A 26,898-nucleotide genomic window follows, 5' to 3' on the forward strand; every position below is an offset into this window, starting at 1 on the left:
CTGCTCCTAATCGCTAGATCTTGCTCTCACATTAGACAATCCCGGACGCAGCAAGACGGCATCCGGCTCAATCTTAACCTCTACGTTCGGAAACTGCTCATCCCAATCGTTTACAGTCCGCTGCCATATTTGCGGATAAGCCCGGTGAAATTCACCTGCAAAATCAAATACATCTGCCTGCATTCCCAGTTGGATCCGTTTCAGCGTATTTCTGATCCGCTTCGTCATGTCCTGCTCCAGCGCAAGCTCTACCTTCTTGACACCCGCTTCGCTTGAAGCCAAATTAATGCTGGTCGTATTCTGAAGCGCATCGTTCTCCGTATGAATACGTACCGTCATGCTCCACTTTCCTTCACGGATATGCGGGATGAGCCTGGTTTGGCTTCGCAGCATCCGCACGGATATGGTCCCCTCTTCTCCTTTCGGAACGACCGTTACGACCGCATACTCGATTTCATTCCGAAGCCATAGCAAGCCTCTTGTTGTTTGCTCGTCAACGAGGCCGACCATCCGGCCGTCTTTGAAGATCGCCGTTCCATTCTGATAGCGCGCTGATCCGATGTTTGAAGCATTAGGCGGCTTAAGCTCCCTTAGCCACGGCAGTGCAAAGGCATCTGCCTTCTCGGTCAGCATTTGGGAGACCTCTGCAAGCGTAGCGCTCATGTTGGTTTTGCTCTTAGCGAGCTCCCGCAGTGCCTCAGATGTATCCCGCTCCAGTGTAGACTGGAACGCCAACACACTTTTCGCCTGATTGCGACAGACATAAATATAGGCGCGTTCTCTTGGCTGCGGTGCTCGCATGAGATAATCCACATCATCACGAATGCCTTGTTTCGCTGCTCCCTCGCCAAAGATGATCACTTCGGCATGTCCCCAAAACAGTTTCCTCGAAAGCTTGTCCTGTATATGGGATAAAGCATCGGCAATGTTCACACCTGTTGACGTTAACACGAATGTATTAGATGTCCCGCTCCCGCCTTTATCTCCCATGCCCATTCCGCCTCCGTTTGCAGCCGCTCGCGGTACATAGATCTGCAAGGACAGATCGACTTCCTTACTGCTTGTCCGGTCGATTGCCGCTCCTGTAATCAGCGCAAGGTCGTTGATTTCGATACGGTCCCAGCACCCCGTAAGCATCAGCAGCCAACAAACGCATAAGCCTGGAAGGAGTATACGAGATCGCCACTTAGCTTTCATGACTTTTCCTCCCCTTAAGGATCGCGATAAGGAGCAGCAATGCAGGAACCATAATCTGCATGAGAAAGGTGAATACAGGCAGACTGGTACCCAAGGCAGTACGCAGTACTTGATAGTTAGGTGCACACCAAATACTGACGAGGATAACCAGCATCCCGATAGGCGCAATGATCGTACGATAATTCGGCAGCTTCAGCCACTGGGCGGTCCACAGGACTGCCCCATAGAAATTAACGGTCACCTTAATGAAGATTCCGATCAGCCAAGTCGCCATCAGTAACGATTCGATATGTTCCAGGAAATCCGACAACGAAATATAGCGAACCGCAATGAGAAACGGATAGTTGAACGCTTTGCTTAGGTTACCGAACATGAACAGAATGGAAAAGTTGATCAATACCAACGTAATCGTGACGGATGCCACGCTGATCAGCGACCATTTGAGCGTCTTGCCTTTATTCTTAGTCAGATAAGGCAAAAACATCGAGAGTATGAAGTACTGCGCGAACCACGAGGAAGGAAGAATCGAACCTCTAAGCAAGGGAAGCGGGCCGTCCTCCATAACCGGGTACATTTCCTTCAATCTCATATCCGGGATCATAATAATGAGCATCGCGAGGATAATGAAGAGCGCAATTGGAATGAGCAGCTGAGCTGCACGAGCCCATACCTCGATCCCCATGTACAGGGCATATGCACTAACGAACATCAGACAAATGATGATCACGATCATCGGCGTCTGGATGAGAAAGGTTGTGGCGATAAATTCGCCATATTGGCGAAGTACCAGCCCATTGGTATAAATAATGGATACCACATAGATCAACGCTAGGCTTTTGCCCAAGTAACGCCCCAGAATCGATTCGATATATTCGATAAACGTTTCATTCGGGTACCTGATATGCAGCGCGTACATCATGAGAACAATCAAAGTAGCGACTACACCTGCAATGATCGGGGTTGCCCACATGTCGCGGCCTGCTGTCACCATCGATATAGCCGGTGCGCTTAATACTAACGTTGCCAGAATGTAGGGGTGCATGAGAACGGCAAGCTGCAGCTGCGAAATACGACCTTTCTCTATCATGGCGACTCATTCCCTTGGGGCGGACCCGGCTTCTGGCCAGCCGCCGCTCTCGTTTTGTTCGGTGCCTTCTTCGACAGATAAGGTCTCTTACGCATCATCCAAATCGGTGCTCGCACAAGCACATCCTTCAGCTCACTGCCTTTCATCGGCGCCAGTGGCTGCAAGTAGGGAACCCCGACGGAGCGCAGCGAGCACAGATGGATAACGACCACAATGATGCCGAGCATGAGGCCGAGCAGACCAAGCATGCCGGATAACACCATGATTGGGAATCGCAGCATTCGAATAGCGATACCGCTGCTGTACTGCGGCATCATGAATGAAGCGATACCCGTAATGGCAACCACCATAACCATGGGTGCCGATACTAATCCGGCCGAAGTCGCTGCTTGTCCGATAACAAGTGCGCCTACGATACTGACCGCGGCACCGACTTGCCTAGGCAAACGTACGCCCGCTTCGCGGAGCGCCTCAAATGATATCTCCATGAGCAGCGCCTCCACGAGCGCTGGGAACGGAATATCCTCCCTGGATTTCGCGATGCTGAGCAGCAGTGTGGTCGGAACCATCTCTTGATGGAACGTCATGATTGCTACGTAGAGGGACGGCAGAATGAGCGTAATGATAAAAAATAAGTAGCGCAGCCACCGAATGAACGTTCCTATAATGAACCGCTGATAATAGTCCTCCGGCGATTGCAGCATCGTGAACAGTGTTGCAGGCGCAATCAGCGCGAACGGAGTACCATCTACGAGAATTCCGACTCGTCCCTCCAACAAGGCTGCGCTCACGACATCAGGCCGCTCCGTTACTTGAATTTGCGGAAAGGGGGAGAACGGGTTGTCTTCAATTAACCCTTCGATATATCCGCTCTCCAATATCCCGTCAATATCAATCCCCTCGATACGCTCGCGCACCTCTGCTATTAACGAAGGCTCCGCAATGCCTTCAATAAATGAGATGATCACTTCCGTACGGGTATGGCGTCCAAGATGGTAAGGGATCATTTTGAGCGAAGGCGTTTTGATTTTGCGGCGCAACATCGAGGTGTTGACGCTAATCGTCTCGGTGAACCCTTCCCTTGGTCCACGAACGACCGCTTCCGCGCCAGGCTCCGTGATAGAGCGCTTGTCCCACTGGGCAAGTCCAATTGAAATCCCCTGGCTCATGCCATCAATAAGGAGGAGTCCGCATCCATTGGATAAACATGCGATCGCATCTTCCATCTCATGGTGCTCCAACACAAGAGACAAGGTCAGAATGGAAGCAAGCCGATCCGACGTCATGTCACCGGCCGATTCTGCCGGCAACTGCAGCAAGGGCCTGATGACATGCTGATCCAGCAGCTCTATATTTACTAAACCATCAATATATACAACAAAGGCTTCTGTCTTATCGCCGATCAAAAATTCGCGGAACATCACGTCTTTGCAGTCCGAGTAAACGTCATGCAGCAATTGATTATTATCAGCCAGCACGGTGGAGAACTTTTGCGATTGAGTTGGTGCATCCATAGGCAGGCTCCTTGTAAGTTATACGTTAATTTTTTCCATAATGCACTTGTGATAAACGCAAGGCCGCGAAGTAGCGTTGTTTGTGCCCAGCAGCACAAAAGCGATGGTGAGCTACCACCTATGTGCGGTAACTCGTACCTCTCTTCGAACGTTATCCTACCTTCGCCCGAATCGTAGACTTTACCCGGGCGCACAAAAAAGCTGCCCCAAAAGTGTTAAGTACACTTTTGGGGCAGCTTCTACTCATCCTCTTAAATAGCGGCTAGCTCTACAGTGGATAGTGACAAGCCACCTGCCGGTCGTCAATGACGGCGCGCAGCATAGGCTCCTCTGTCTTGCACCGTTCCTGCGCGAATGGACAGCGCGGGTGGAAACGGCAGCCCGAAGGCGGATTGGCCGGAGACGGAACATCTCCTTCCAATATAATGCGATCCTTCTTCCGCTCCGTTGTTGGCTGTGGAATTGCCGAGAGCAGCACCGACGTATAGGGATGAAGCGGTTTGGCGAACAAGTCCTCTGTTGGCCCTACTTCGACCATTTTGCCCAAATACATGACCCCTACACGATCGGAAATATGCCGAACGACGTTTAGACCGTGCGCAATGAACAGATAAGTCAACCCTAGTTCCTTCTGCAGCTTCACCAACAGATTGAGCACCTGCGACTGAACGGAAACGTCCAGCGCCGACACCGCTTCATCAGCCACAATGAATTTAGGATTAAGCGCTATTGCCCGGGCAATGCCGATGCGCTGCCGTTGACCGCCTGAGAACTCATGGGGATACCGGTTGCGGCGCGAAGCATCCAGACCGACCAGCTCCATCAGCTCCACGACGCGGTCATCGATTTCCTTGGCCGTCATCCTGCGGTGAACCTTGAGCGGCTCGCCAATCAGATCCCGAACGAGAAACCGCGGGTTCAGTGAACCAAACGGATCTTGGAAAATAATTTGCATCTCTTCCCGAAGCTTGCGAAGCTCGCCGGTCCCTACTTCTTGAATGTTGCGGCCCTCGAATTTAATTTCTCCGGCTGTTGCATGCTTCAGATTAAGCAATACCCGAGCAAGCGTTGACTTGCCGCAGCCGGACTCGCCTACGAGACCGAATGTTTCTCCTGCTCGGATGCCGAATGAAACATCATCGATCGCCTTGACCTGTCCTACGACACGATTCAGCAAACCGCTCTTAATCGGAAAATATTTCTTCACATTGGAGGCTTCAATCAGATATTGACTGCTCATGAATGTGCCACCTCCACCTTGCTGTTAATCGTCACTTTCAGCTCTTGGCTGCTTAATGCTCCAGGTCTGGGATCTGCTCCATCGTGGTCATCCAGCCAGCATGCCGCTTTATGCCCTGATACCGAAGTCTGCATAACCGGTTCCTTCTGACGGCAAATATCCATGGCATGCGGACAGCGCGGGTGGAAGCGGCAGCCCTCCGGAAGCTGGCTGATCGGCGGAATCGAGCCTTTGATCGTATACAGATCACCGCCACGCTCCCCTTCCAAGCCCGGAATGGATTTGAGCAGCCCAATTGTATACGGATGACGGGGGCGCTCGAAAATTTCCTGCACCGTTCCCTCTTCCACTACAGTCCCCGCGTACATGACCGCAATGCGGTCTGCTACCTCAGCTGCTACCCCCATATCATGGGTAATGAGCAGCATCGACATGTTGAACTCTTTCTTCAATTGGAGCAGTAGGTCTAGAATTTGCGCCTGAACCGTTACGTCCAGCGCCGTTGTCGGCTCATCTGCAATAAGCAGCTCCGGATTGCAGGCAAGCGCCATTGCAATAACGACACGCTGACACATCCCTCCGGACATCTCATACGGATACTGCTTCGCGCGAATTTCCGGTGCAGGAATGCCGACGCGGCGCAGCATCTCGATGCTGTGTCTCCAAGCCTCTTTCTTCTTCAAACCTTTATGAATACGCAGCGCTTCTGAAATCTGGTCACCTACCGTAAAGACCGGATTGAGTGCAGACATCGGGTCTTGGAAGATCATCGTGATCAAATTGCCGCGGATTTTGAGCATTTCGGATTGTTTCTTCTTCACTAAATCCTGACCGTTAAACAGCACTTCACCATCTACAATCAAGCCGCCTGCATAATCGATGAGACGCATGACGGACATGGCCGTAACACTTTTTCCGCTGCCGGATTCGCCGACGACGCAAAGTGTCTTCCCTTTTTCCAAATCGAACGATACACGATCCGTCGCCTTGGCTAAACCTCTCTCAGACAGAAAGCCAGTTGTTAAATTCCGGATTTGGAGAATTTTTTCCGCCATCTGTCTAGCCTCCTTCGAGGTAACGTTGTTTTTCTAGGATCCAAGCCATCACGAATGCCATCGCCAATAAAGTTGACCGCCAGCACAACAAGCAGAATACACAAACCCGGATAAATCGCCTGCAGCGGATCCGTCAGCATAAACTCCTGTGCGTTGCTGAGCATCAGTCCCCAGCTTGTATTCGGCGTTTGAACGCCAAGTCCAAGGTAGGAAAGGGCCGATTCACTCAGAATCGCTCCGCCTACCATGAGTGTTGCCGTAACGATGATAGGAGCTGAAGCATTCCGAAGCAAGTGTCGGAAAATGATACCAAGATCAGATACACCTGTAGCCTTAGCTGCTTCTACATACTGCATTTCGCGAAGCTGCAAATACGTACCGCGGACTAACCTTGCTACGCCCATCCAGCTCGTGAGCGCAAGAACAAGAATCATGTACGTGATCTTGGAGCCAAACATCGCCAGAATCAAAATGTTCAGGAACAGCGTCGGAATCGAGTTCATGACATCAACGAAGCGCATCGCAATCGTATCCACCCATCCGCCGAAGTAGCCGGAAAACGCACCGACCAGTGTACCGATAAACACGGATACAAAGGCAACTGAGAAACCAACTGTAAGCGAGATTTGCGAGCTATGCAGCAGTCTGGAGAAAATATCTCGACCCAGTTCATCTGTTCCTAGCAGATGGCCATCCGTCCCTGCAGGCAAATTCGGAAACATCATATCGATCCGCGTAGGGTCATAAGGCGAAAACCAATTGGCTCCTACCGCAGCAAGTACAAATATGGAGAGGATCACAAGACCAGTAACGGCAAAAGGGTTAGTGCGGAACTTCTTCCAAGCGGTCTTCCACGGTCCGTCTGGACGTTTGTCCAAAGGCGCGTTGGTACTAGAAGCAGGCTTCTTCTCAAGAACTGCGTTACTCATGATGACGCCCCTCCTTTAGAGCCTAATTGCACCCTAGGGTCGACTACAGCGTACAAAATATCAGCAATCAAATTGCCGACTACGACGATAACGGATACAACCAACGTAATGGACATCAGCACGGAATATTCCCTTGCTACAGCCATATCTACGAATAGGCGTCCCATTCCCGGCCAGTTAAAGACACGCTCTGTTAATGCGGCTCCGCCTACCAGAATGGGCAGGTCCAAACCGAGAATTGTAATGATCGGAATCAGTGCATTACGCAGGGCATGGCGAAAAATAACCCTTCCCTCTTTCAGTCCTTTCGCACGTGCGGTACGAATATAATCTTGGTTCAGTACCTCCAGCATACTTGCGCGCGAATACTTCGTGTACGCAGCCAGAAATCCGAGTGTGAGTACGGATACAGGAAGAATCAAGTGTAAGAACAGGTCGCCGAGGTTTCCCTCTTTCCCCATTGTATACATATCCGATAAAGGCAATAAATCAAGTTTGATCGAGAAATACTCCTGCAATATAATGCCAAACCAGAACGTCGGCATTGCGAATCCGACATAGGAAACGAAGTTGGCCGTCTGGTCGGAAAGTCCATATTCGGCTGTACTGTTATAAATCCCCCAAGGTATAGCGATCAGCAGCGAGAAGAGCCAAGCAACACCCATTAATACCATTGTGTTTTGTACGGTTGGCCACAGAATGTCGCCTACCGGAATATGATTCTTAAACGTATAGCCGAGATCGCCCGTAAGCAAGTTACCTAACCAAATCGTGTATTGCACATAAATCGGACGGTCAAGCCCCAAGTTATGGGCTTGTACAGCTCCAGCTTCCGGTGATAAGCCAGGCGCCAAAAATATCTTCGTCGGTCCGCCGGGTGCGGCGTGAATCATGATGAAAGTAAGAATGGATATTAAAAATAGTACAAGGACGGATTGCAGTGTTCGGCGTATCATATATTCAGTCATTCCAGCGCCCCCCCTTTTACTGAACACAAGAGAAGGGCCTGTCGGCCCTTCCCCTGTTCAGTTATGCAGTATGATTGTCAAGCCTTATTCTGTTGCCCACCAGTTGATTGCATGGTACAAGTAGCCGTAGCCGAGGGACGATTCCGGTTTGTCTTCTTCTGACCAGTGGATCTTCGTGGAGTCTACAACTTGCGGAAGTCCATATTGGTACAAGAATACATAAGGAAGGTCAGTCGAGATTTGTTTGCCGATTTCATGGTACACATTTGCGCGCTCTGTTTGATCCGTAGTCAGTTGACCTTTCGTCCACAAAGCGTCGATTGCTTCGTTCTTATACCAGCCGCCGTTTTGGCCGGTTGGCGGGTAATATTTCGAAGAGAAAATGCTTTCTGCATCCGGATCCGGGTTAGACAGGGACCAGGAAAGTAGAATCGCAGGGAACTTACCAGGCGTGATGTTTTGGTCGATCCATGTTGCAAAGTCAATGCCTTTAGGTGTTACTTCAACGCCAACATCTTTCAGGTTTTGCTGAATGATTGCGGCAACTTGCTCACGACGGCTGTTGCCGGCGTTGTATTGCAGCTCGAACGAGAAGCGGTGTCCGTCTTTCACAAGGATACCGTCTTTACCTGCTACCCAGCCGTCTTCAGCAAGAAGTGCTTTAGCCTTCTCAGCGTCATAAGGGTAGTTTACTGCTTGGTCACCCGGATCTGCCCATGAGCCTGGAAGGAATGGCGAGTTCATCAGCTTACCAGTGCCTTTGAGCACATTATCAACCATACCTTGACGGTTCAGTGCAGTAGCGATGGCTTGACGTGTTTTTTGACCTTTGAACGGTGAATATTTATCAGGGAAGTTCTCATCTTTGAAGTTGAACTGTACATATTCGTATTGAGGACCCGGAGCAAGAATCACGTTCAGATTCTCTTTCGCCTTAATTGCATCGATTTGGGTAACCGGAATCGCTGGAGACATTTGAATGTCGCCTTTGATCAGTGCTTGTACTTCTGTGTTTTGGTCAGCGTAAATTTTGTAGATGATTTTGGCCAAGTGCGGCTTTTTCTCACCCCAGTAGTTCGGGTTCGCTTCAAGCGTAATGTACTGGCCTTGTTTCCACTCTGCAAATTTCCACGGACCGCTTGTAACGGTTTTCGTAGGATCTACGCCGTATGCATTCTTGCTCAGTTCTTTAACCGGTACATCTTTCAAGATGTGGGAAGGAACCAGGGAGCTGGCAAGTGTGTATTGGAATGGTGCATACACTTGCTTCAGTTTGAATTCGATCGTAGTTTCATCGACTTTCGTAATGGTATCGATTTTGTCGACTGTGCTGATTCCAGGTGCGCCGGCATCAGGGTTTTTAACGGTGTTGAAGGTGAAGAGAACGTCGTCCGCAGTAAGCGGCTGGCCATCGTTCCATTTCGCTGTGCTCTTGATTTTAACGATATATGATTTGCCGTCTGCACTGATTTGCGGAAGCTCGGCAGCAATCGACCAAGGCTCAACAACCAGGTTGGCATTACGGTCTACGTCGTATAACTTGGCGTTGATCAAAGTTTCAATATCGCCGGAAGAAGTGTCATTGATATAAATAGGATTTACAGAGACGATATCGGAGAATGTACCAATCGTCATTGTTCCGCCGTCTACAGGCGTGTTTGGATCAGGAGTCGCGGGTGTTTCAGTCGTAGTGTCGGTGTTGGTGGTAGTGTTCGTTGCTTCAGTTGTGTTAGCAGGTTTGTTGTTCGTTGTTGTATTGGCATTGTTTGCATTGTTATTACCGCTGCAACCAGCCAGCATTACCCCAACAAGAGCGATGACAGACAAACAGGAAAACCAATTTGATACTTTCCTCATTTTGTTCATTCCTCCCCTATGATTCCAACAAAAATAGAAATAATTTACTTTGTTGAAATATACCAAACTATTAGAATTTTCTCAAAACTTTTTTTCGAAATTCATAGCCTTTTCTGAAAACTTTAGAACTTCTTTACCAAGTGTGCCGTCAAACGACGGAATCCCCTATTAAATGACTCCTTTCGAACGCTAGTATTTGATGCTGCAGTTAGGCTGCTTGACTTCGAAATCATTGTAATCGATTTGACATTTACAGTATATTGGGGGAATTTCAGCATCTACGATAGCATTTATACGATCCTCATCTACCGAATTCTCGCATTTACAAGATTTAAACATGTCATGAGTTGGGGGAATTGTACGGAACGGTTACTACGGGCTAAATTCGAAAAACAGTACAAAAGTAGGTGCTTTGCATTTTTATGCAAAGGCAATAATCCGCTTCAACGCGTTGACGCGGCGCCTCATTCCGACAATTTTCTTCACCGCTTTTAACTTTTACTTCATTAAAGTAGTTGGGTGAACAATATTTCTTATAGGTTTCAAACCCCTTGGTGTTACTAGTTATTTTAAGTTATAATTTCCAGTTACAGGAATTCATAGATTTCAGCAGGCAAAATAAATCGCCTCTCGCACAAGGCCGCTTGGGATACCAGTATGAACGAGCTGCGTTTGATGAACGGAGATTATATTATCTAGTCACAACAAAATGAATATTTATGCATAACCAATCATTCTTCGAAAAATATCGTTAATTTAACGTGAAATGTGAAGAAATGTTACATAAGGTTCGTTTTGATGATGTTTGCACTCGTTGTTTGTCCAAAAAATCAAACCGCCAATACGTCCATTCACGTATTGGCGGTTCTCTTCTTCCTTACAAGGAATTCATTACGCGGTATATCGTTACAGCCGCTTGAGCTCTGGTTGTCTCGCCTTTAGGGGCGAAGCTGCCATTGCCAAGTCCGTTCATCAAGCCTGCCTCTTGTACGGCAAGCACAGCTTCTTGCGCGTAAGCCGAGATTGCGCCTTGATCTGTGAACGATGCCGCTCCTGCTTCCGGTTTCTTCAGTTGAAGCGCACGGTGGAGAATAACCGCCATATCTTGACGTGTAATGCTGTCATTCACGCCGAAGCTTCCGTCTTGCTTACCTGTTACGATGCCCAGCTGCTTCGCCGCTGCAATGGCATCCGAGTACCAGTGGCCGCTCTTCACATCGCTGAACCCTGTTTCTGCGCCTGTCGCCGTTGTTTGCAGATCCAGTGCTTGGATCAGCATCGTAATGAAGGCTGCCCGCGTCACTTGTCCTTGCGGTGCGAAGCGATTATCCTCAACACCTTGCACAACTCCGCGTGCAGCGAGTGCTTCAATGCTGTCCTTCGCCCACGCTGCCGTTTCAATATCTCCGAATTGGATAGCTGCTGAGCCTGCTGCATAATAGCTGAAGTGCTCCGGCGCGAACGTGACGGTTTGCGTCTTCTTGTCGTACTTCGCGTTCTTCACCACTTCCAGCTTGCCTTCGTCGTTCACGTAGTACACAACGACTTGGTTCGGATTCTCTCCTGCCTTCAGCTTGTATGGCAGCTCAACCGTTATGTCCTTCTTCTTGAACTGACTTACTTTAGTGCCATCTACAGTTAGCGTGAAGTCGTATACGGTACGATTGCCAATTTGTGCTCTGGACTGCTCGTCCAGTGTAGTGACATCTACCTGTTTCACCGATAGCTGTACTTCTTTGCTGCTATCGCCGATGATCGTGTCCCACATGCCTGAATCAAACGATACCGTTGCAAAGCCTGCATCGAGCACAAGGGATTTCTTATCGTCTGCCAATTGATTCACTTGCTGCGCAGGCAGCTGGAACACAATGCCGTTGATCGGATTAGCAGCATCGACCGTTACCGTGACGGATTTGGTTTTCCCTTCGCCCGCTTGAAGCAGTTCTGCTCCCGTTACCTTCACCGCTGCTTGACCGGATGCATCCGGTGTTGCTTTCAGCTCTACATGTCCCTCCGTTACGACTGTTATTGGAGGAGTCGGTGTAGGCGGTGTCGGTGGTGTTGGGTCAACATTCCCAGTCGTTACTTCAATCGTAACTTCCGTACTGCTCGACAATTCGCCGTCTGTAGCCGTTACCGTGATGACGTAATTGCCTGCTACGGCACTGCTCCACACAAATGCGCCTGTGCTTGCATCCATGGAACTGCCCGCCGGCAAGCCTGTTGCAATGTACGTCAGTACATCTTCGTCCTCATCTGTTGCTGTCGCCGTGAAGCTTATCGCTTGACCTGCGTTCACATGAATCGCTGTGATGCTCGCAATGACCGGTGCATGGTTCACCGGTGGTACGACTTCATCACCTACGTGAATGGCAACATCACGAGTAACGGTAGCCGTGCCGTCCGTTGCTTGAAGCGTAACAACATAGTCTCCTTTCGGAGCATTCGTCCATTGGAAGACGCCTGTCTCCGCATCAAACGTCGCAAGCTCCGGTAATGCACCCACAACACTAAGAACAACTTGATCGGCTTCATCCTCATCGGTTGCAGTCGCCGTGAAGCTTACCGCTTCGCCTGTAAGCACGCTCGTTACCGCTTTCGTGATTGTAATGACCGGCGCGTGATTCACCGGCGGCGTTACAACTGCTTCCACGTGAATGGCAACATCACGAGTAACGGTAGCCGTGCCGTCCGTTGCTTGAAGCGTAACAACATAGTCTCCTTTCGGAGCATTCGTCCATTGGAAGACCCCCGTCTCCGCATCGAACGTCGCAAGCTCCGGTAATGCACCAAGAACACTCAGATCAACTTGATCGGCTTCATCCTCATCGGTTGCAGTCGCCGTGAAGCTTACCGCTTCGCCTGTAAGCACGCTCGTTACCGCATTCGTGATTGTAATGACCGGCGCGTGATTCACCGGCGGCGTTACAACTGCTTCCACGCGAATGGCAACATCACGAGCAGCAACCTCTGTACCATCCGTTGCTTGTACAGTCACAACGTAATCGCCTGCCGTTGCGTTCGCCCATTGGAATTCGCCTGTCTCGGCATTTAATGACGCTCCTGTTGGAAGACCTTCAGCGCTCCATACGACAACATCATCATCAGCATCACTGGCAACCGCCGTAAAGGCAGCTGTTTGGCCTGCATCTACAACGATCGGCCCCACTGCCTCAATAACAGGAGCGCTATTGGAGAATAGTAACGTTTTGGCTGCACCCGCCATATATTCGTCCGTAGCGGCAACTCTAACCGAAACAGATTTATTACCTGTGAAAACTGGGATATTCGCAGCATCATAGCTCGTATAGGTAACGCCATCAAGCGAATATTCCATTGTGTTGTCAGCACCTACAATCACATTATGCTGATCATCTGCGGATACTCCGATTTCCGGCGTTTGTACCGTATATTCGAAAGCATCCAACATGATGAAGGTCCCGGTCGAAGAAGCGTTCTTCGTACCCTTAACTACGACCTTAATAGTATGTTGTCCATTAGCCAAGGCGTTATTTTGATAGAGAACCTGCTGTCTGATCGATCCGCTGGAATAGGTATCTACATCAGCTTGAGCAAGCGCGCCATCAATAAATATATCAGCCTTACCTAAGTTATACTGTTTGCCTCCGATGACTTTAATAGATTTGCCGGTAAACGTGAATTGTGCATAGGCATTCACTGCTGAACTGTATTTCTCAGTACCTGCGTAATCGCGGTTATCTCCACTGGATGTCCAGGATCCTACGAAACTGACGCCAGGTTCAAGGTCATCAACCGTAATTGGCGGAATTAAACGGGATTTCAGCGAAACTTGAATCGAAAGCGTCGCCGTACTGCTTAGCTTACTATCCGATGCCGTGATGTGGACAGAATAATTACCCGCCACTGCTTGAGGCCAAATGAACGCACCCGTTGCCGCATTTAATATCGCTCCGGCCGGGAGATTATCAGAGCTGAACGATACTTCATCGCCATCCGCATCGGTTGCTTCCACCACCAGAGAAATCGTGTCCTTCGCGTTCACGTTAACAGCCGGAATGGCTTTCAGTACCGGCTCCTGATTAGTAATTACATGCAGCAAGACTGACGTTTGATCTGAACCGCCGCGAGCATCAGTTGCCGTAACCGTGATGGAATAATCCCCGGCTGCAGCCTCCGGCCAATCAAAAGCACCATGCTCGGTATTGAATGTCGAACCTGAAGGCAGACCGTTTACACTGTAAACAATTGCTTCACCATCTGCATCAACGGCCGTTATAGCAAAGGTTATATGATCTCCCGTTCTTGCATGAATAGGAACCAGATCCGTAATAACCGGGTTGCGATTGGACCCCAGTGTCACATCAATCGCAACGACCAGTTGAGATGAATTTCCGTTGCTATCCGTTGCGATAATTGTCACCCGATTATTCCCTGCCGCAAGCGGTCTCAGGCGCAATGCCCCGGTATGTGCATCTAACGTTGCTCCTGTAGGCAAGTCCGGCGAACTGAATGTAAACGTATCGCCATCCTTATCGTTAGCTATGACCGTTACAGCTACCTCATCGCCGACATTGGCACGAACGGCACTTATCGGATTGATGATTGGAGCGCCGTTCGTAAACGTCAGCGCAGTCTCAAGACCTGCGGGGTTAAACGCATTCGCTGCCGTTCGTACAGTTACTGACTTCGCGCCTTTGAAGGTCGGTCTTTGATCCGCTACATAGCTGGCGTATGCGCCTCCATCCACCGCGTATTCCATGGTCTCATCAGCGCCAATAATGACATTGTTTACATCATCCGCCGTGACCTGCGGTGCCGAAACTGCCGGTGTATACTCGAACGCATCCGCTAGAATATAAGAGTTGTTCGCCGAAGCATTTTTGGTGCCTTTTACTACAATCTTCAACGTATGTGTACCATTGGTTAAACCTGATTTCTGATAGAGTACCTGTTGTTTGATCGTCGTAGGCGCATAACTATCAATATTCTGCTGATCCAGTACTCCATCCAGATAGACATCAAAAATCCCTGTATTCGTCTGCTTGGCCGCAATAAACTTCACTTCATTGCCAATAAAGGATAATTGCACGTAACTGCCAGCAATGTTGTTGTATTTCTCAGTGCCTTGGTAATCTCCGGCATCAGAGGAACTACTCCAACCTGCACTGTATACAAGTGAGCTGTGCCGTTCATCAAGCTTAATTGGCGCTACTGCAAGCGCTTGATTGGTGACATAGACATATAAAACGGTACTGCTGACCAACTTCGAATCCGTCGCTTGAATGGTAACCTCATAATTGCCATTCGCTGCCGGCGTCCATGTAAATTGACCGGTCGATGGATTCAGCACAGCGCCTGCCGGCAAGTCCGGCGAGCTAAACGTAACCGAATCTCCATCCGCATCCAGTGCACCTACGACCGTAGTCAGCACGTCTCCTACCTTCCCTTTTAACGCCGAAGGTTCAAGAAGCGTAGGGGCACCATTCGTAAAGGTCAACGTCGTCGGCAGGCCGGCCCCGTTAACTTGATTCGCCGCCAGTCGCACTTGCACCGTCTTTGCCCCTGGGAATGTCGGCCTATTCGCTGGGTCAAGCTTCGTATAGTTCACGCCGTCAACGGAATACTCCATCGTATCATCCGCATTGACGATCACATTGTTCACATCATCCGCAGTCACCTCCGGTGCAGGAACTTGCGTTGAATATTGGAAGGCATCAATCAGAATATAACTATCCAACGCAGACGCATTCTTGGTTCCTTTCACGACGACTTTAATCGTATGCTGACCAATCGATAAACCGGATTTCTCGTACACGACCAATTGTTTTTGAGAGGCAGCAGAGTAGCAATCGACGTCTGCCGCATCCAATACTCCGTCAATGTAGATATCCATTTCACCTGCATTGCTCTGTTTGGATGAAATCAGTTTAATGGCATTCCCGTTAAAAGAAAATTGAGCATAGCTATTAGCAGTCTTGCTGTATTTCTCCGTTCCCGCATAGGTGGATCCCCCACCCTCACCCCAGCTGCCGCTATAAGTAATGGATGGATCACGGTCATCCACCGTTACGGACGGAGCAGCATGAATGGGTTCAGGCTGCGGCGTTAAGGAAGAAGCGATATTGTACGTTGCGCCGGCTTCCGTAGCAAAAGTGATTGCATTGCCTTCAGCGGTATAGTTCACAGCTGATCCGTCGCTTGCGTTTGTTACCGTCAATTTCTCCGGATGCAGAAAGATATCATTTTTAACCTTCGCAACATTTCCTTCCAAGGAAGTAAGGGCCGCATTGGTCATGACCTTCCCTTTCCATTTCATATCAACCGTAAATGCCCCGCGCGCTACAAGCCCTTTCACTTCACCGGAGTACCAAGCATCCGGAATAGCCGGCAGCATGTCGATGCTTCCCGTATGGCTTTGCAATAACATCTCTGCAATACCTGAGGTTGCGCCGAAGTTACCGTCAATTTGGAAAGGCGGATGGGTATCGAATAGATTGGTGTACGTGCTGCTGGCGAGCTGTCCCTTTAGTATCGTTAGCGCATGGTTGCCATCCAAGGCACGCGCCCACAAGTTAAGCTTGTTCGCCCTGCTCCAACCCGTTGCTTCGTCACCGCGCTGCGTGAGGGTTACTTTGGCAGCATCAAATAGATCGGGCGTCGTAACCTGATTAATCAGGTTCCCCGGATAGAGGCCGACCAAGTGAGAAATATGGCGGTGCTGATCGGTCGGATCGTCGATGTCCTCTTTCCACTCTTGAACCTGTCCGTATTGCCCAACCTTAGGCATGGATAATTTGCTGCGTTTATCAATGAGCTCGTTGCGGAAATCCGCATCCTCTCCAAGCACTTCGCTTGCCTGGATCACATCCGTAAACAACTGCCAGATAAGTTCCTGCTCATAGTTAGTTCCAACTGTAAGAGGTCCATGCTCGGGCGAATACGACGGGGAGGAAACTAATGTCCCATCCTTGTCCGTAATCAGTGTTTTCGTCCAAAACTCCGCCGCTTCTTTCATAATGGGATAGAGCTTGTCTCGCAAATAATCGGTATTTCCCGTGAATTGATATTTCTCCCATAATTGCAGAGATAGGAAGGCACCGCCAACAGAATGCCAGCCCCACGTACCGATATCCCAACCGGGAGCTGTGTAGCCGAAGATGTTACTGATCGTATGCACAGTCCAGCCCGGGCCTGTAATGCCATAGTAGGTTTTGGCCATTACGTTTCCCGGTTCTCGCAATGAATCTAAATACTCTACTAAGGGGATCGCCGTTTCTTGCAGATTCGTAATCTCAGAAGGCCAATAGTTCATCTCAAGATTGATATTCGTATGATAATCCGCTCCCCATGGAGGCGTGAGGGAATTATTCCATTTACCTTGCAGGTTCGCAGGAAGCGATCCCGGCCGGGACGATGAGAGAAGCAGATATCTGCCATATTGGAAAAATAACGCTTCAAGAGCACTGTTTCGTTTTCCTTTATAATTGTTGAGCAGAACATCTGTGGGAACCGTCGCCGTTTCATTATTTAGGTTCAAGGACACACGGCCAAACAAAGACTTATAGTCTACCAGATGGGTTGCGCGCAGCTGCTCATAGGTATGTGTGGAAGCAGCCGCAATATAATTGGAGACCTTCGGATGAGGGTCAGTCCCTTGATAATCAGGGTAGTGGTTCACGTAGTCTGTAGCTGCGGACATCAGGATCGTTACGGAGGTCGCATTGGCCACCGTCAATTTCCCGGTTCCCGGAGATACGATGCCATCCTCATTCTGAACCATTAGCTGTGATTCGTAGGCCATATTGTTATCATACAAATGCCCACTCATCGTTAATGTATTTCCATTAGCCACGATTGTAGGCTTACTCAGCAATTGCGGGCTCGTTACACTCAGCATAAAATTCAACATATTCGGTTTACTGCTGGTAAGGCGCATAACCATTACATGTTCGGGATAGCTCATGAAATATTCACGCTTGTACTCTACTCCGCCTTGCTTATACGTTACCCGCGCAATCCCATCCTCAAGATCAAGCTCACGTCGGTAATCCGTTACCGTTACGGATGGCGGCAGCACGTTATCCAAATAGATATCGCCAAAGCTCTGATAACCCCCAAACTCGGGATAGTCTTCCAGTGTACCGGTCAGATACTGCTCCGCAATGGTTCGCGCGCCGGCCTCATCGCCATTAGCTAATTTAGCTTGTACATCAGCCAGATGGCTTGCTGCGCCGGGTCTGTTGCCATCTTTTCCTTTACCTGCTTTCGAGCGGGGTCCGCCTGTCCAAAGGGATTCCTCATTAAACTGAATATGCTCCTGTTCTACGCCGCCATAGATCATGGCCCCCATGTAACCGTTGCCAATCGGAAGCGCCTCTGTTTCCCAATTTGCTGCAGGCTTCTGATACCATAATGACAGTTTATGCTCCGGCGCGGCCGCAGCCCCTGTATAGGTGACCGCCGTTGCAGCGGAGGCCGTGCCGACAGATTGGATGAAGGGCAGGTTCGCTACTGAACCCCAAACAAGCATTGCACTGCAAATCACTGCTATTTTCTTCGTTTTTATGAGCATGACCAATAACCTCTCTATCTATCAATTGAGTTGCAATAGGTGAACAACCGGATAAGGTGACTGACAGGCTGTATTAAAAAAACCGCCAATACGTCCATTCACGAATTGGCGGTTCTCTTCTTCCTTACAAGGAATTCATTACGCGGTATATCGTTACAGCCGCTTGAGCTCTGGTTGTCTCGCCTTTAGGGGCGAAGCTGCCGTTGCCAAGTCCGTTCATCAAGCCTGCCTCTTGCACGGCAAGCACAGCTTCTTGCGCATAAGCCGAGATTGCGCCTTGATCTGTGAACGATGCCGCTCCTGCTTCCGGTTTCTTCAGTTGAAGCGCACGGTAGAGAATAACCGCCATTTCTTGGCGTGTAATGCTGTCATTCACTCCGAAGCTTCCGTCTTGCTTACCTGTTACGATGCCCAGCTGCTTCGCCGCTGCAATGGCATCCGAGTACCACTGGCCGCTCTTCACATCGCTGAACCGTGTTTCTGCGCCTGTCGCCGTTTTTTGCAGATCCAGTGCTTGGATCAGCATCGTAATGAAGGCTGCCCGCGTCACTTGTCCTTGCGGTGCGAAGCGATTATCCTCAACACCTTGCACAACTCCGCGTGCAGAGAGTGCTTCAATGCTGTCCTTCGCCCACGCTGCCGTTTCAATATCTCCGAATTGGATAGCTGCTGAGCCTGCTGCATAATAGCTGAAATGCTCCGGCGCGAACGTGACGGTTTGCGTCTTCTTGTCGTACTTCGCGTTCTTCACCACTTCCAGCTTGCCTTCGTCGTTCACGTAGTACACAACGACTTGGTTCGGATTCTCTCCTGCCTTCAGCTTGTATGGCAGCTCAACCGTTATGTCCTTCTTCTTGAACTGACTTACTTTAGTCCCGTCTACAGTCAACGTGAAGTCGTATACGGTACGATTGCCAATTTGTGCTCTGGACTGCTCGTCCAGTGTAGTGACATCTACCTGTGTGATAGATAGCTGTACTTCTTTGCTGTTATCGCCGATGATCGTGTCCCACATGCCTGCATCGAACGATACCGTTGCCAGACCTGCATCCAGCACAAGGGATTTCTTATCGTCTGCCAATTGATTCACTTGCTGCGCTGGCAGCTGGAACACAATGCCGTTGATCGGATTAGCAGCATCGACCGTTACCGTGACGGATTTGGTTTTCCCTTCGCCCGCTTGAAGCAGTTCTGCTCCCGTTACCTTCACCGCTGCTTGACCGGATGCATCCGGTGTTGCTTTCAGCTCTACATGTCCCTCCGTTACGACTGTTGTTGGAGGAGTCGGTGTAGGCGGTGTCGGTGGTGTTGGGTCAACATTTTCATTTGTTACTTCAATCGCAACCGTTCTGCGAACCGTGACTTCACCATCTGCCGCTGTGAAGGTGACAATGGCACCGTCTTTCACGTTAGACCAATTGAATTCGCCTGTTGCGGCATCAAATGCAGCATCAGCCGGTAAATTCTCGGCACCCAACGTTACGGTATCTCCTGCATCCGCATCTGTTGCGGTTACCGTAAACCGAACATCATGATTCTTCTTCACCTGCACAGTCGCCGCAAGCGAACCAAATACAGGTGCAGCATTACAATGAATCGCAACTTCCGTACTGCTCGACAATTCGCCGTCTGTAGCCGTTACCGTGATGACGTAATTGCCTGCTGCGGCACTGCTCCACACAAATGCGCCTGTGCTTGCATCCATGGAACTACCCTCTGGCAAGCCAGCCGCACTGTACGTCAGTACATCTTCGTCCTCATCTGTTGCTGTCACCGTGAAGCTTACCGCTTCTCCTGCGTTCACATGAATCGCTGTGATGTTCGCAATGACCGGCGCATGATTCACCGGTGGTACGATTTCATCCCTTACGTGAATGGCAACATCACGAGTAACGGTAGCTTTGCCATCCGTTGCTTCAAGCGTAACAACAAAGTCACCTTTCGGAGCATTCGTCCATTGGAAGACGCCTGTCTCCGTATTAAACGTCGCAAGCTCCGGTAATGCACCCACAACACTAAGAACAACTTGATCGGCTTCATCCTCATCGGTTGCAGTCGCCGTGAAGCTTACCGCTTCGCCTGTAAGCACGCTCGTTACCGCTTTCGTGATTGTAATGACCGGCGCGTGATTCACTGGCGGCGTTACAACTGCTTCCACGTGAATGGCAACATCACGAGTAACGGTAGCCGTGCCGTCCGTTGCTTGCAGCGTAACAACATAGTCACCTTTCGGAGCATTCGTCCATTGGAAGACGCCCGTCTCCGCATTAAACGTCGCAAGCTCCGGTAATGCACCCACAACACTAAGAACAACTTGATCGGCTTCATCCTCATCGGTTGCTGTCGCCGTGAAGCTTACCGCTTCGCCTGTAAGCACGCTCGTTACCGCTTCCGTGATTGTAATGACCGGCGCGTGATTCACCGGCGGCGTTACAACTGCTTCCACGTGAATGGCAACATCACGAGTAACGGTAGCTGTGCCATCTGTTGCTTGTACAGTCACAACGTAATCGCCTGCTGTTGCGTTCGCCCATTCGAATTCGCCGGTCTCGGCATCAATTGCTGCACCTGCCGGTAAATTCGACGCACTGAACGCAAGTTCGTCCCCATCCTCGTCTGTAGCCGGAACAGTAAAGCTTACGGTCTCTCCTGCCTGTACGGAGATCGGGGCAATCGTACCGATAACCGGTGCGTTATTAGCCGTAACAGCATCCAGATCATCCACGAAGAAATCATCCAGAACGACGACTACATCAATTGCCGACAACGTTGGAGCACCAGGTGCTCTGACAACTTCAAATGCAATGTAGTAATCGCTGTAATCGCCCGTATTAAATGTCAGCTCAGCATTGGCTGTACCGGTTGATTTAATAATAGGGAGCGTGAAGCCCGGGATATTGCTCTTCCCTGTTCCTGTCGCTTCAGACAGCAGTACACTTTGTTTCGGCCCGCCAGAGCGCGACTTCGCCGAAATTTGATACAAACCGGCTTTGTTCGCTTCGTATTTCAGTCCGACTTTATAAGTCGTATTTGCCTTGAGCTTCAGCGTAGATGGCAATGTAGCCGCAATCTCTTGCACTGAAGTTGTGCGGTTAATGAGATCTTGTTCATTCGACTTCAAGGAGAACAAGCCGTCAATAACATACGTCATCGGCTGCTTCACATTCGGATCCGCCGCTTTCAGCTCATCGCTTGCTTTCTCCGCAAGATGAGTCTGATTACCGCTGTTCGCCCGAAATGCAAATGGTCCAAGTCCTTCCGACACATTCTCGAAATCCTCATAGAAGTAGTGTGAGCCAAAATCCGTTTTCCCCGGATTCTCCCACAGTCTCACGTCATCGAACCATACATTGGAAGTAGCCGCAGTTGCTGCATCTGCTTTCAACGTAATCGTCGCTTGGCCGGATTGATCAGCCGTGAAATCAACCTCTAATCGTTGGAAGTACGTGCCTTTAAATTTACTAGGCTCCTCCAAGTTTTGAACCTTTGAAGCATCGATGGAATTCGATACTACCGGACCTCCGTAATTGGAAACTTGTAAGGACACGTTTCTGTTAGAGGCGCTTGCAGTTTGATCGTCTCTGTTGCCGCCTGAACCGTTATTGATGTCCACCCATACAGAAGCTGTATAGGTTTTACCAGGCGTCAAACCTGTTACAGATTGTGATATTGCAGCATCGTCCGCACCGCTTATTCTCACATAATTGTTCATGTTGTAATCATGCTGGGCGGTTACATGACTTGCAGTCCCGTTAGTGGTTGAAGACTTCTGCCAGGAAGTGAAGGTGCCACTGTCGAAGCCCGGATCTTTGACCGGTCCGCCAACGCCCCACTCGGCAGCTTTCTGAATGGCGGAACCTTGCTCATCCGCTTTGGACTTATATATTACATAAGGAACGCCAACCGTTGTATTGTCGATCGTCACTTTACCGTCCACGACAGAAAGCGTACGCTCCCAGACGCGTCCGGTATCCGTCAGCTTGTACATTTCAACCGAGGATAAGCCGTTCCAGCTGTTTGGCATATCCCAAGTCGTTGAACCGCCTTTAGGATTCCAATAGTAAATTTTCGATTCGTTTTGCGGATCCCACGGCAGGAACAATTGGGATTTCTGATTCTGAACATCCAATTGTCCGATTCCCGTGTCGCCCGCTGCTTTGTTCAGCACGACATCATAAACCGCAATTTTCTTGCCGTCTTTCTTGAGAGACGCCGTACCGAGAATCAGATTCGCATTGGATGGGCTTGCATGATACTCATCCAAAGTAGCCGTTACGCCATTGCTGAATATGACACTTTGATCCATACCTGTGCTGTCATAGGTAAGGTTCATAATCGGGAAGTGCTGCATGTATTTCGTCAGTAGATTGTTGTTGTAGAACAGATCAATACCGTTCTGCATATCTGTTCTGCCCTGCCATGAACCGACACCCGCTTGCAGCATCCCTCTCAGGAGTACGCTCGTTGCCGGACTTGGCGCTTGGAACGTATCTTGATATTGGTTCTTCATGAAACGAACGATCATACTGCCGTCTGTTTTACTAGGGTAATAAGGGTCCGTTCCCCAGTGCGTCCAGATGACGTTCTGTTCCATTGGTCCGGAGAACTCGGTTGCGAACCAGAAGCCCAGCTTATTCTGAATAATGTTCGCGAATTCATCCGCATGCCAGCCGGCACCGCTGTATATGTCATCGTAAATCATCGCTAGATTTGGAACCTCTTGTTTAAGCTGTGCATATCTTCTTTCCAGCTCCCCGCTTGAAAGATCCTTTACTCGATCCGTCCCATAAGTCGGGTCGACCCAATCATAGTTTGAACCGGTACTCGTCCAATCCTCATTATTCGCATAATACCCATCCGGGTCTTGAGCATCAATGTTGGTATGAACGCCGACTTTGACGTTATATTTCAACCCTTCATCGACAAGCGTGTTGAAATCCTTGAGTCCGCCCGGGCGGATACCGAAGTGTCCCGCAACGTCCGGATGGCTGTCATCATGTCCTTCAGCCTGATAGCCCTTTTCAAGGATTAACTGACCAAAGCCATCGTAGAGATTGTAAAGCTTCTTCGCATTATCCAACGTTCTTAAGAACGGAGCCTGCGTTAAGCTGTTAAAGTTCATCGCGATATAGGATACATAATTGTTGATCTCGTCTGCTCCTGGATGGAGGTTCTGAGACCATTTGTCTCTGTACTCGATCGCTGCGTCTTTCCAATCCGCTGTACTATCGCTGTTTCTGTCCGGTGTGATGATGATCTCGGACGACAGATCATAGTTAGGAGGGAATTTCGCGTCATCAATGACGTCGCCTCTTACATTCCACTGCCCGTTCCACATCGAGAGCCGCTTGTTCGAAGTGCCATTCTCGGCAGCGATATTCATATTTACTTTCGCCGGTTGGTTAATAACATTATTGATGATTGTCGCAGCGAGCTTGCCATCGCTGACGAAACCATAGGTTCTGCTCTTGCTGTCTACTTCTTGATCGGCAAGCTTCTCACCGAATGCCGCATCATTCGTGTAATACTCTTCATAGAATTGATTCCATTCCCCGGTAATCCATACGGATGCGCCTTGCGCATTCGGATTGGCGCTGGAGACGGTCACCAATTTCTGATCCGGGAACTCCAGCGTGACTACTTTATAACCTGCCGGCTCAGAATTAATATGCGTATTCATAAGAACAGAGCCATCTGTAGCCTTGAATGTAACGTCCATGTTTACATTTCCAAGAACTGCTTCTGTATTATCATCGATTACAGGTACATTGAGCTTATAAACTACCGTATCGCCGGCTGTTTTCGTTGCGCTAACCACAGTCGCGAAGCTCTCGTTACCGTTAATTTTCACTTTATACAGGAAGTCGCTTTGACCTTGGAGTGTGTCTGTTACTTCACCGCCAACCCATGTGTAGCTGCGAACAGCCGGGAAGCGATTGTCGAGCTCAACGCTTAATTTGCTCGATGCGATTGTAATCGGAGTCAGTGCACCCGGCGTTGGAGGCACCGGCGGCATATATTTCTCTTGCGACAGTTTGCTGACCGTAATTTTCTTCGCATCGAACCAGCTTCTGAGACCCACTTTGCCTTCCACTACAGGGAAATCAGCTGATCCGCTTACAGCGAGTACATCGTTGACAAACACTTTGACGCTTTGTCCGATATACTTGATTTTTACCGTATATTCCGTGTCAGCAAGCAGGGTCGGGCCGTTTGTCGTGAGCACGCCATAATGTCCCGAATCCGTTTGCCATCCCCACTCTTTGCCGCCGCCATAGTAAATCATCGCGTACGGCTGGTTAGGCGACGTATAACGGAAATAGAAGCCAACCCGACCGGTGCCGGAGCTCGTTGTGAATTTCACAGTATAAGTGCCATCTTGCATTTCAAGAGAATCATAATCATAAATTTCGCCGAAAAAGTTATTAAACACGAGCTTATTATTCGTAATGGACGGTGCCGGCGAATAGGCAGATCCATCTGCATTGTTTTTCCAAGTTCCTGTTACGCCATCCGTATAATCTCTGATGTATTTGGTAGGTTTAGGCGGTGTATATACATCGGTCTGATCATAATCGACTTTCATATCATCCAATAATGTAGTTAGAGCCAAGGCATTCGACGATATTCCTACACGGCCATAAGAGCTGAACAATTCGGGATGCGTACCGGCATAAAGCTCAGTTCCATCTACGCTAAGCGCGTATTGATCACCATGATAATCAATTTGCACTTGATGAGGCGTCGTGCCAAGAGGCTGCGGCGTGCTTGTTAAATCAAAGCTTACATTCGTGCCGTCATTCATGCCGACCAGCTTCCAGTTCCCTGCACTGTCGGTTCTTACTGCACTCCAGTTGCTTTCATCTTGATAACGGAACAGCAGTCCGGCGTTCGTATACGTGCTGCCAAGCTGAAGCTTCGCACTGTATGTGCCGTTGCTAATCATAGGTGATTTGCTGTCTACAACTTGACTTGCCCCATTCGTTGTTACTACCTTAGCCACTCTTCCGGTAAAGCCGGGCAGAGGTGTCTTCAAGGAATAGGTAGAGTTCGTCGTCACCGTACCGATATTGGTAACAGGCGCCGTTTCATTGTCAAAGTTGCGATCATAGACCACGGTATTGTTGGTATCCGTTACTTTCACACTATCGATATTGAGCGATTTCGCACCGAAGTAGGAACGGAAACCGATTTTACCTGCTGCAGTCGGCAGCTTATTGCCTGTCGTAGAAGAATAGATCAGTCTGCCATCCAAATAAATCTCGTACGTATCCCCATTAAACGTTTCTTTCAAGGTGTAGATTTTGCCGGGGACAAGTGTTTCCGCTTTATTCAGGGATGTGCCCCACACTTCTCCGGAACCATTGAATCCGTCCCAAATCCATCCGTTAGGGTCGCGGCAGACTAAGGAATAATGAGTGGCATCCTTCACGCGTACAGCAGGACAGAATTGCTCTGCTGCTCCACCGTCAATGCCGAACTTCATCTCAACGGTACCATTGGCAATATCAGGCATGTCGCTGAAATAGAAGACATTGTTGCCGGTTTGCTGGGCTGCCAGAAACTTACCGCTCATGCCGGAGTAGGAAGCAGCACCGCTGATAGCCGTATCGGTCTTCACCGCTCCATTGTCAGCAAGATTCGCTTCCGTTCCGGTTTCGAAATCATTCGCATACGTAAGCAACTGCGGCCCCGGTGCCGATTCCGCCATATATTTCAGCGTGGAAGAAGAAACCTCAAAGTTATGCGTCCATTTAAAGGAGATAACCCCTTCTTTACCTGCAGCAGTAGGAATAGAAGAAGACTTCGCCACGAAGGCCGGCGTAGTTTTGCTGTCCAACACCTGCGTATCGTTTATAGAGACGACAAAATCTTTGCCTGCATATTTGATATTCAATTTGAGAGGCACACCTACTGCAGGCGAACCTGTCGCGATCGGGTAGGCCGCCCCAAAGTAACCATACCAGTCTTCAGTGCCGTTGCTTTTCCAGTTCATAAACCAGCCTGTGCCGGGTTCATTCCCCAGATAGACCCAGTTGTTCGCGTCAATATAGCGAACTACGATACCATAGCGGTTTGCTGCACCTGATTTCGTAGTCAGCGTCGCCGTATAATCTCCATCTGCAACTGCAGGCGAATTAGAATCGATAATGAAATTTTTGTACGAACCGTCATTTGTCGGCTCGTTGATCGCAAGCTTACCTGCTGCAGACGTAATCGCAGCTGTTGCAGGTGCTTGGGATTGCAGCCAGGTGCCGGCATCATTTAAGTTGGAATTATAAGTTTGTTCGATTTGCGCGGCTTGAACAACCGAACTGCCCAGTACATTTGAAAAACTTTGCATGGGTATAATGCCGGATGAGAAAACAAGTGTCGCCGTTGTAATCATACTTAACGTCTTCTTCAATAACCTCAAATTCATTACCTCCGTTGTCAGCTGCCTTGCGGCCCACTGAGGATCGTGTGAACAGCTATCTACTCCTTGCTCTGCATGCGT

Annotated in this window: 10 protein-coding genes; all 10 read right to left on the reverse strand. The window is 49.4% G+C overall.

The annotated features are described in order from the left end of the window. Nucleotides 1-6: 6 nt before the first annotated feature. On the reverse strand, nucleotides 7-1,197 hold the full coding sequence (locus tag AC506A_RS21090; protein WP_495462981.1) for a Ger(x)C family spore germination protein: 1,191 nt from the start codon (nucleotides 1,195-1,197) through the stop codon (nucleotides 7-9). Next, entirely contained in the window at nucleotides 1,187-2,284 is a 1,098-nt protein-coding gene (locus tag AC506A_RS21095) for a GerAB/ArcD/ProY family transporter (protein WP_495462982.1), read from the reverse strand. The genes AC506A_RS21090 and AC506A_RS21095 overlap by 11 nt, the downstream gene beginning before the upstream one ends. Continuing rightward, nucleotides 2,281-3,798 carry a spore germination protein gene (locus tag AC506A_RS21100; RefSeq protein ID WP_495462983.1) on the reverse strand — a complete coding sequence of 506 codons (1,518 nt, stop codon included), beginning with the start codon at nucleotides 3,796-3,798 and terminating at the stop codon, nucleotides 2,281-2,283. The genes AC506A_RS21095 and AC506A_RS21100 overlap by 4 nt, the downstream gene beginning before the upstream one ends. A 268-nt stretch (nucleotides 3,799-4,066) precedes the next feature. Then, nucleotides 4,067-5,038: an ABC transporter ATP-binding protein gene (locus tag AC506A_RS21105; protein ID WP_495462984.1), complete on the reverse strand. Its 972-nt coding sequence runs from the start codon at nucleotides 5,036-5,038 to the stop codon at nucleotides 4,067-4,069. Then, nucleotides 5,035-6,093, reverse strand: coding sequence for an ABC transporter ATP-binding protein (locus AC506A_RS21110; protein ID WP_495462985.1), 1,059 nt, complete (start codon nucleotides 6,091-6,093; stop codon nucleotides 5,035-5,037). Before AC506A_RS21110 ends, AC506A_RS21105 begins: the two co-directional genes overlap by 4 nt. Then, nucleotides 6,060-7,022, reverse strand: a complete 963-nt coding sequence (locus AC506A_RS21115) for an ABC transporter permease (RefSeq protein ID WP_495462986.1) — start codon at nucleotides 7,020-7,022, stop codon at nucleotides 6,060-6,062. The genes AC506A_RS21110 and AC506A_RS21115 overlap by 34 nt, the downstream gene beginning before the upstream one ends. Beyond that, nucleotides 7,019-7,990: an ABC transporter permease gene (locus AC506A_RS21120; protein ID WP_495462987.1), complete on the reverse strand. Its 972-nt coding sequence runs from the start codon at nucleotides 7,988-7,990 to the stop codon at nucleotides 7,019-7,021. Before AC506A_RS21120 ends, AC506A_RS21115 begins: the two co-directional genes overlap by 4 nt. A gap of 84 nt (nucleotides 7,991-8,074) precedes the next feature. After that, the gene (locus AC506A_RS21125) at nucleotides 8,075-9,847 is read right to left on the reverse strand and encodes an ABC transporter substrate-binding protein (protein ID WP_495462988.1); all 1,773 of its coding nucleotides are present in this window, start codon (nucleotides 9,845-9,847) and stop codon (nucleotides 8,075-8,077) included. Nucleotides 9,848-10,724: 877 nt separating this feature from the next. Beyond that, a complete protein-coding gene (locus AC506A_RS21130; RefSeq protein WP_495462989.1) occupies nucleotides 10,725-18,401 on the reverse strand; it encodes a DUF4073 domain-containing protein in 7,677 nt (2,558 codons plus the stop codon). Nucleotides 18,402-18,525: 124 nt separating this feature from the next. Continuing rightward, complete coding sequence (locus AC506A_RS21135; protein ID WP_495462990.1) at nucleotides 18,526-26,817, reverse strand: endo-alpha-N-acetylgalactosaminidase family protein; 8,292 nt, start codon at nucleotides 26,815-26,817, stop codon at nucleotides 18,526-18,528. Nucleotides 26,818-26,898: the final 81 nt, after the last annotated feature.

The sequence above is a fragment of the Paenibacillus sp. N22P23 genome (genome assembly GCF_059383735.1).

Coding starts and splice junctions, on each gene's coding strand:
- AC506A_RS21090 (WP_495462981.1), bottom strand. CDS start 1,197: ATGAAAGCTAAGTGGCGATCTCGTATACTCCTTCCAGGCTTATGCGTT.
- AC506A_RS21095 (WP_495462982.1), bottom strand. CDS start 2,284: ATGATAGAGAAAGGTCGTATTTCGCAGCTGCAGCTTGCCGTTCTCATG.
- AC506A_RS21100 (WP_495462983.1), bottom strand. CDS start 3,798: ATGGATGCACCAACTCAATCGCAAAAGTTCTCCACCGTGCTGGCTGAT.
- AC506A_RS21105 (WP_495462984.1), bottom strand. CDS start 5,038: ATGAGCAGTCAATATCTGATTGAAGCCTCCAATGTGAAGAAATATTTT.
- AC506A_RS21110 (WP_495462985.1), bottom strand. CDS start 6,093: ATGGCGGAAAAAATTCTCCAAATCCGGAATTTAACAACTGGCTTTCTG.
- AC506A_RS21115 (WP_495462986.1), bottom strand. CDS start 7,022: ATGAGTAACGCAGTTCTTGAGAAGAAGCCTGCTTCTAGTACCAACGCG.
- AC506A_RS21120 (WP_495462987.1), bottom strand. CDS start 7,990: ATGACTGAATATATGATACGCCGAACACTGCAATCCGTCCTTGTACTA.
- AC506A_RS21125 (WP_495462988.1), bottom strand. CDS start 9,847: ATGAGGAAAGTATCAAATTGGTTTTCCTGTTTGTCTGTCATCGCTCTT.
- AC506A_RS21130 (WP_495462989.1), bottom strand. CDS start 18,401: ATGCTCATAAAAACGAAGAAAATAGCAGTGATTTGCAGTGCAATGCTT.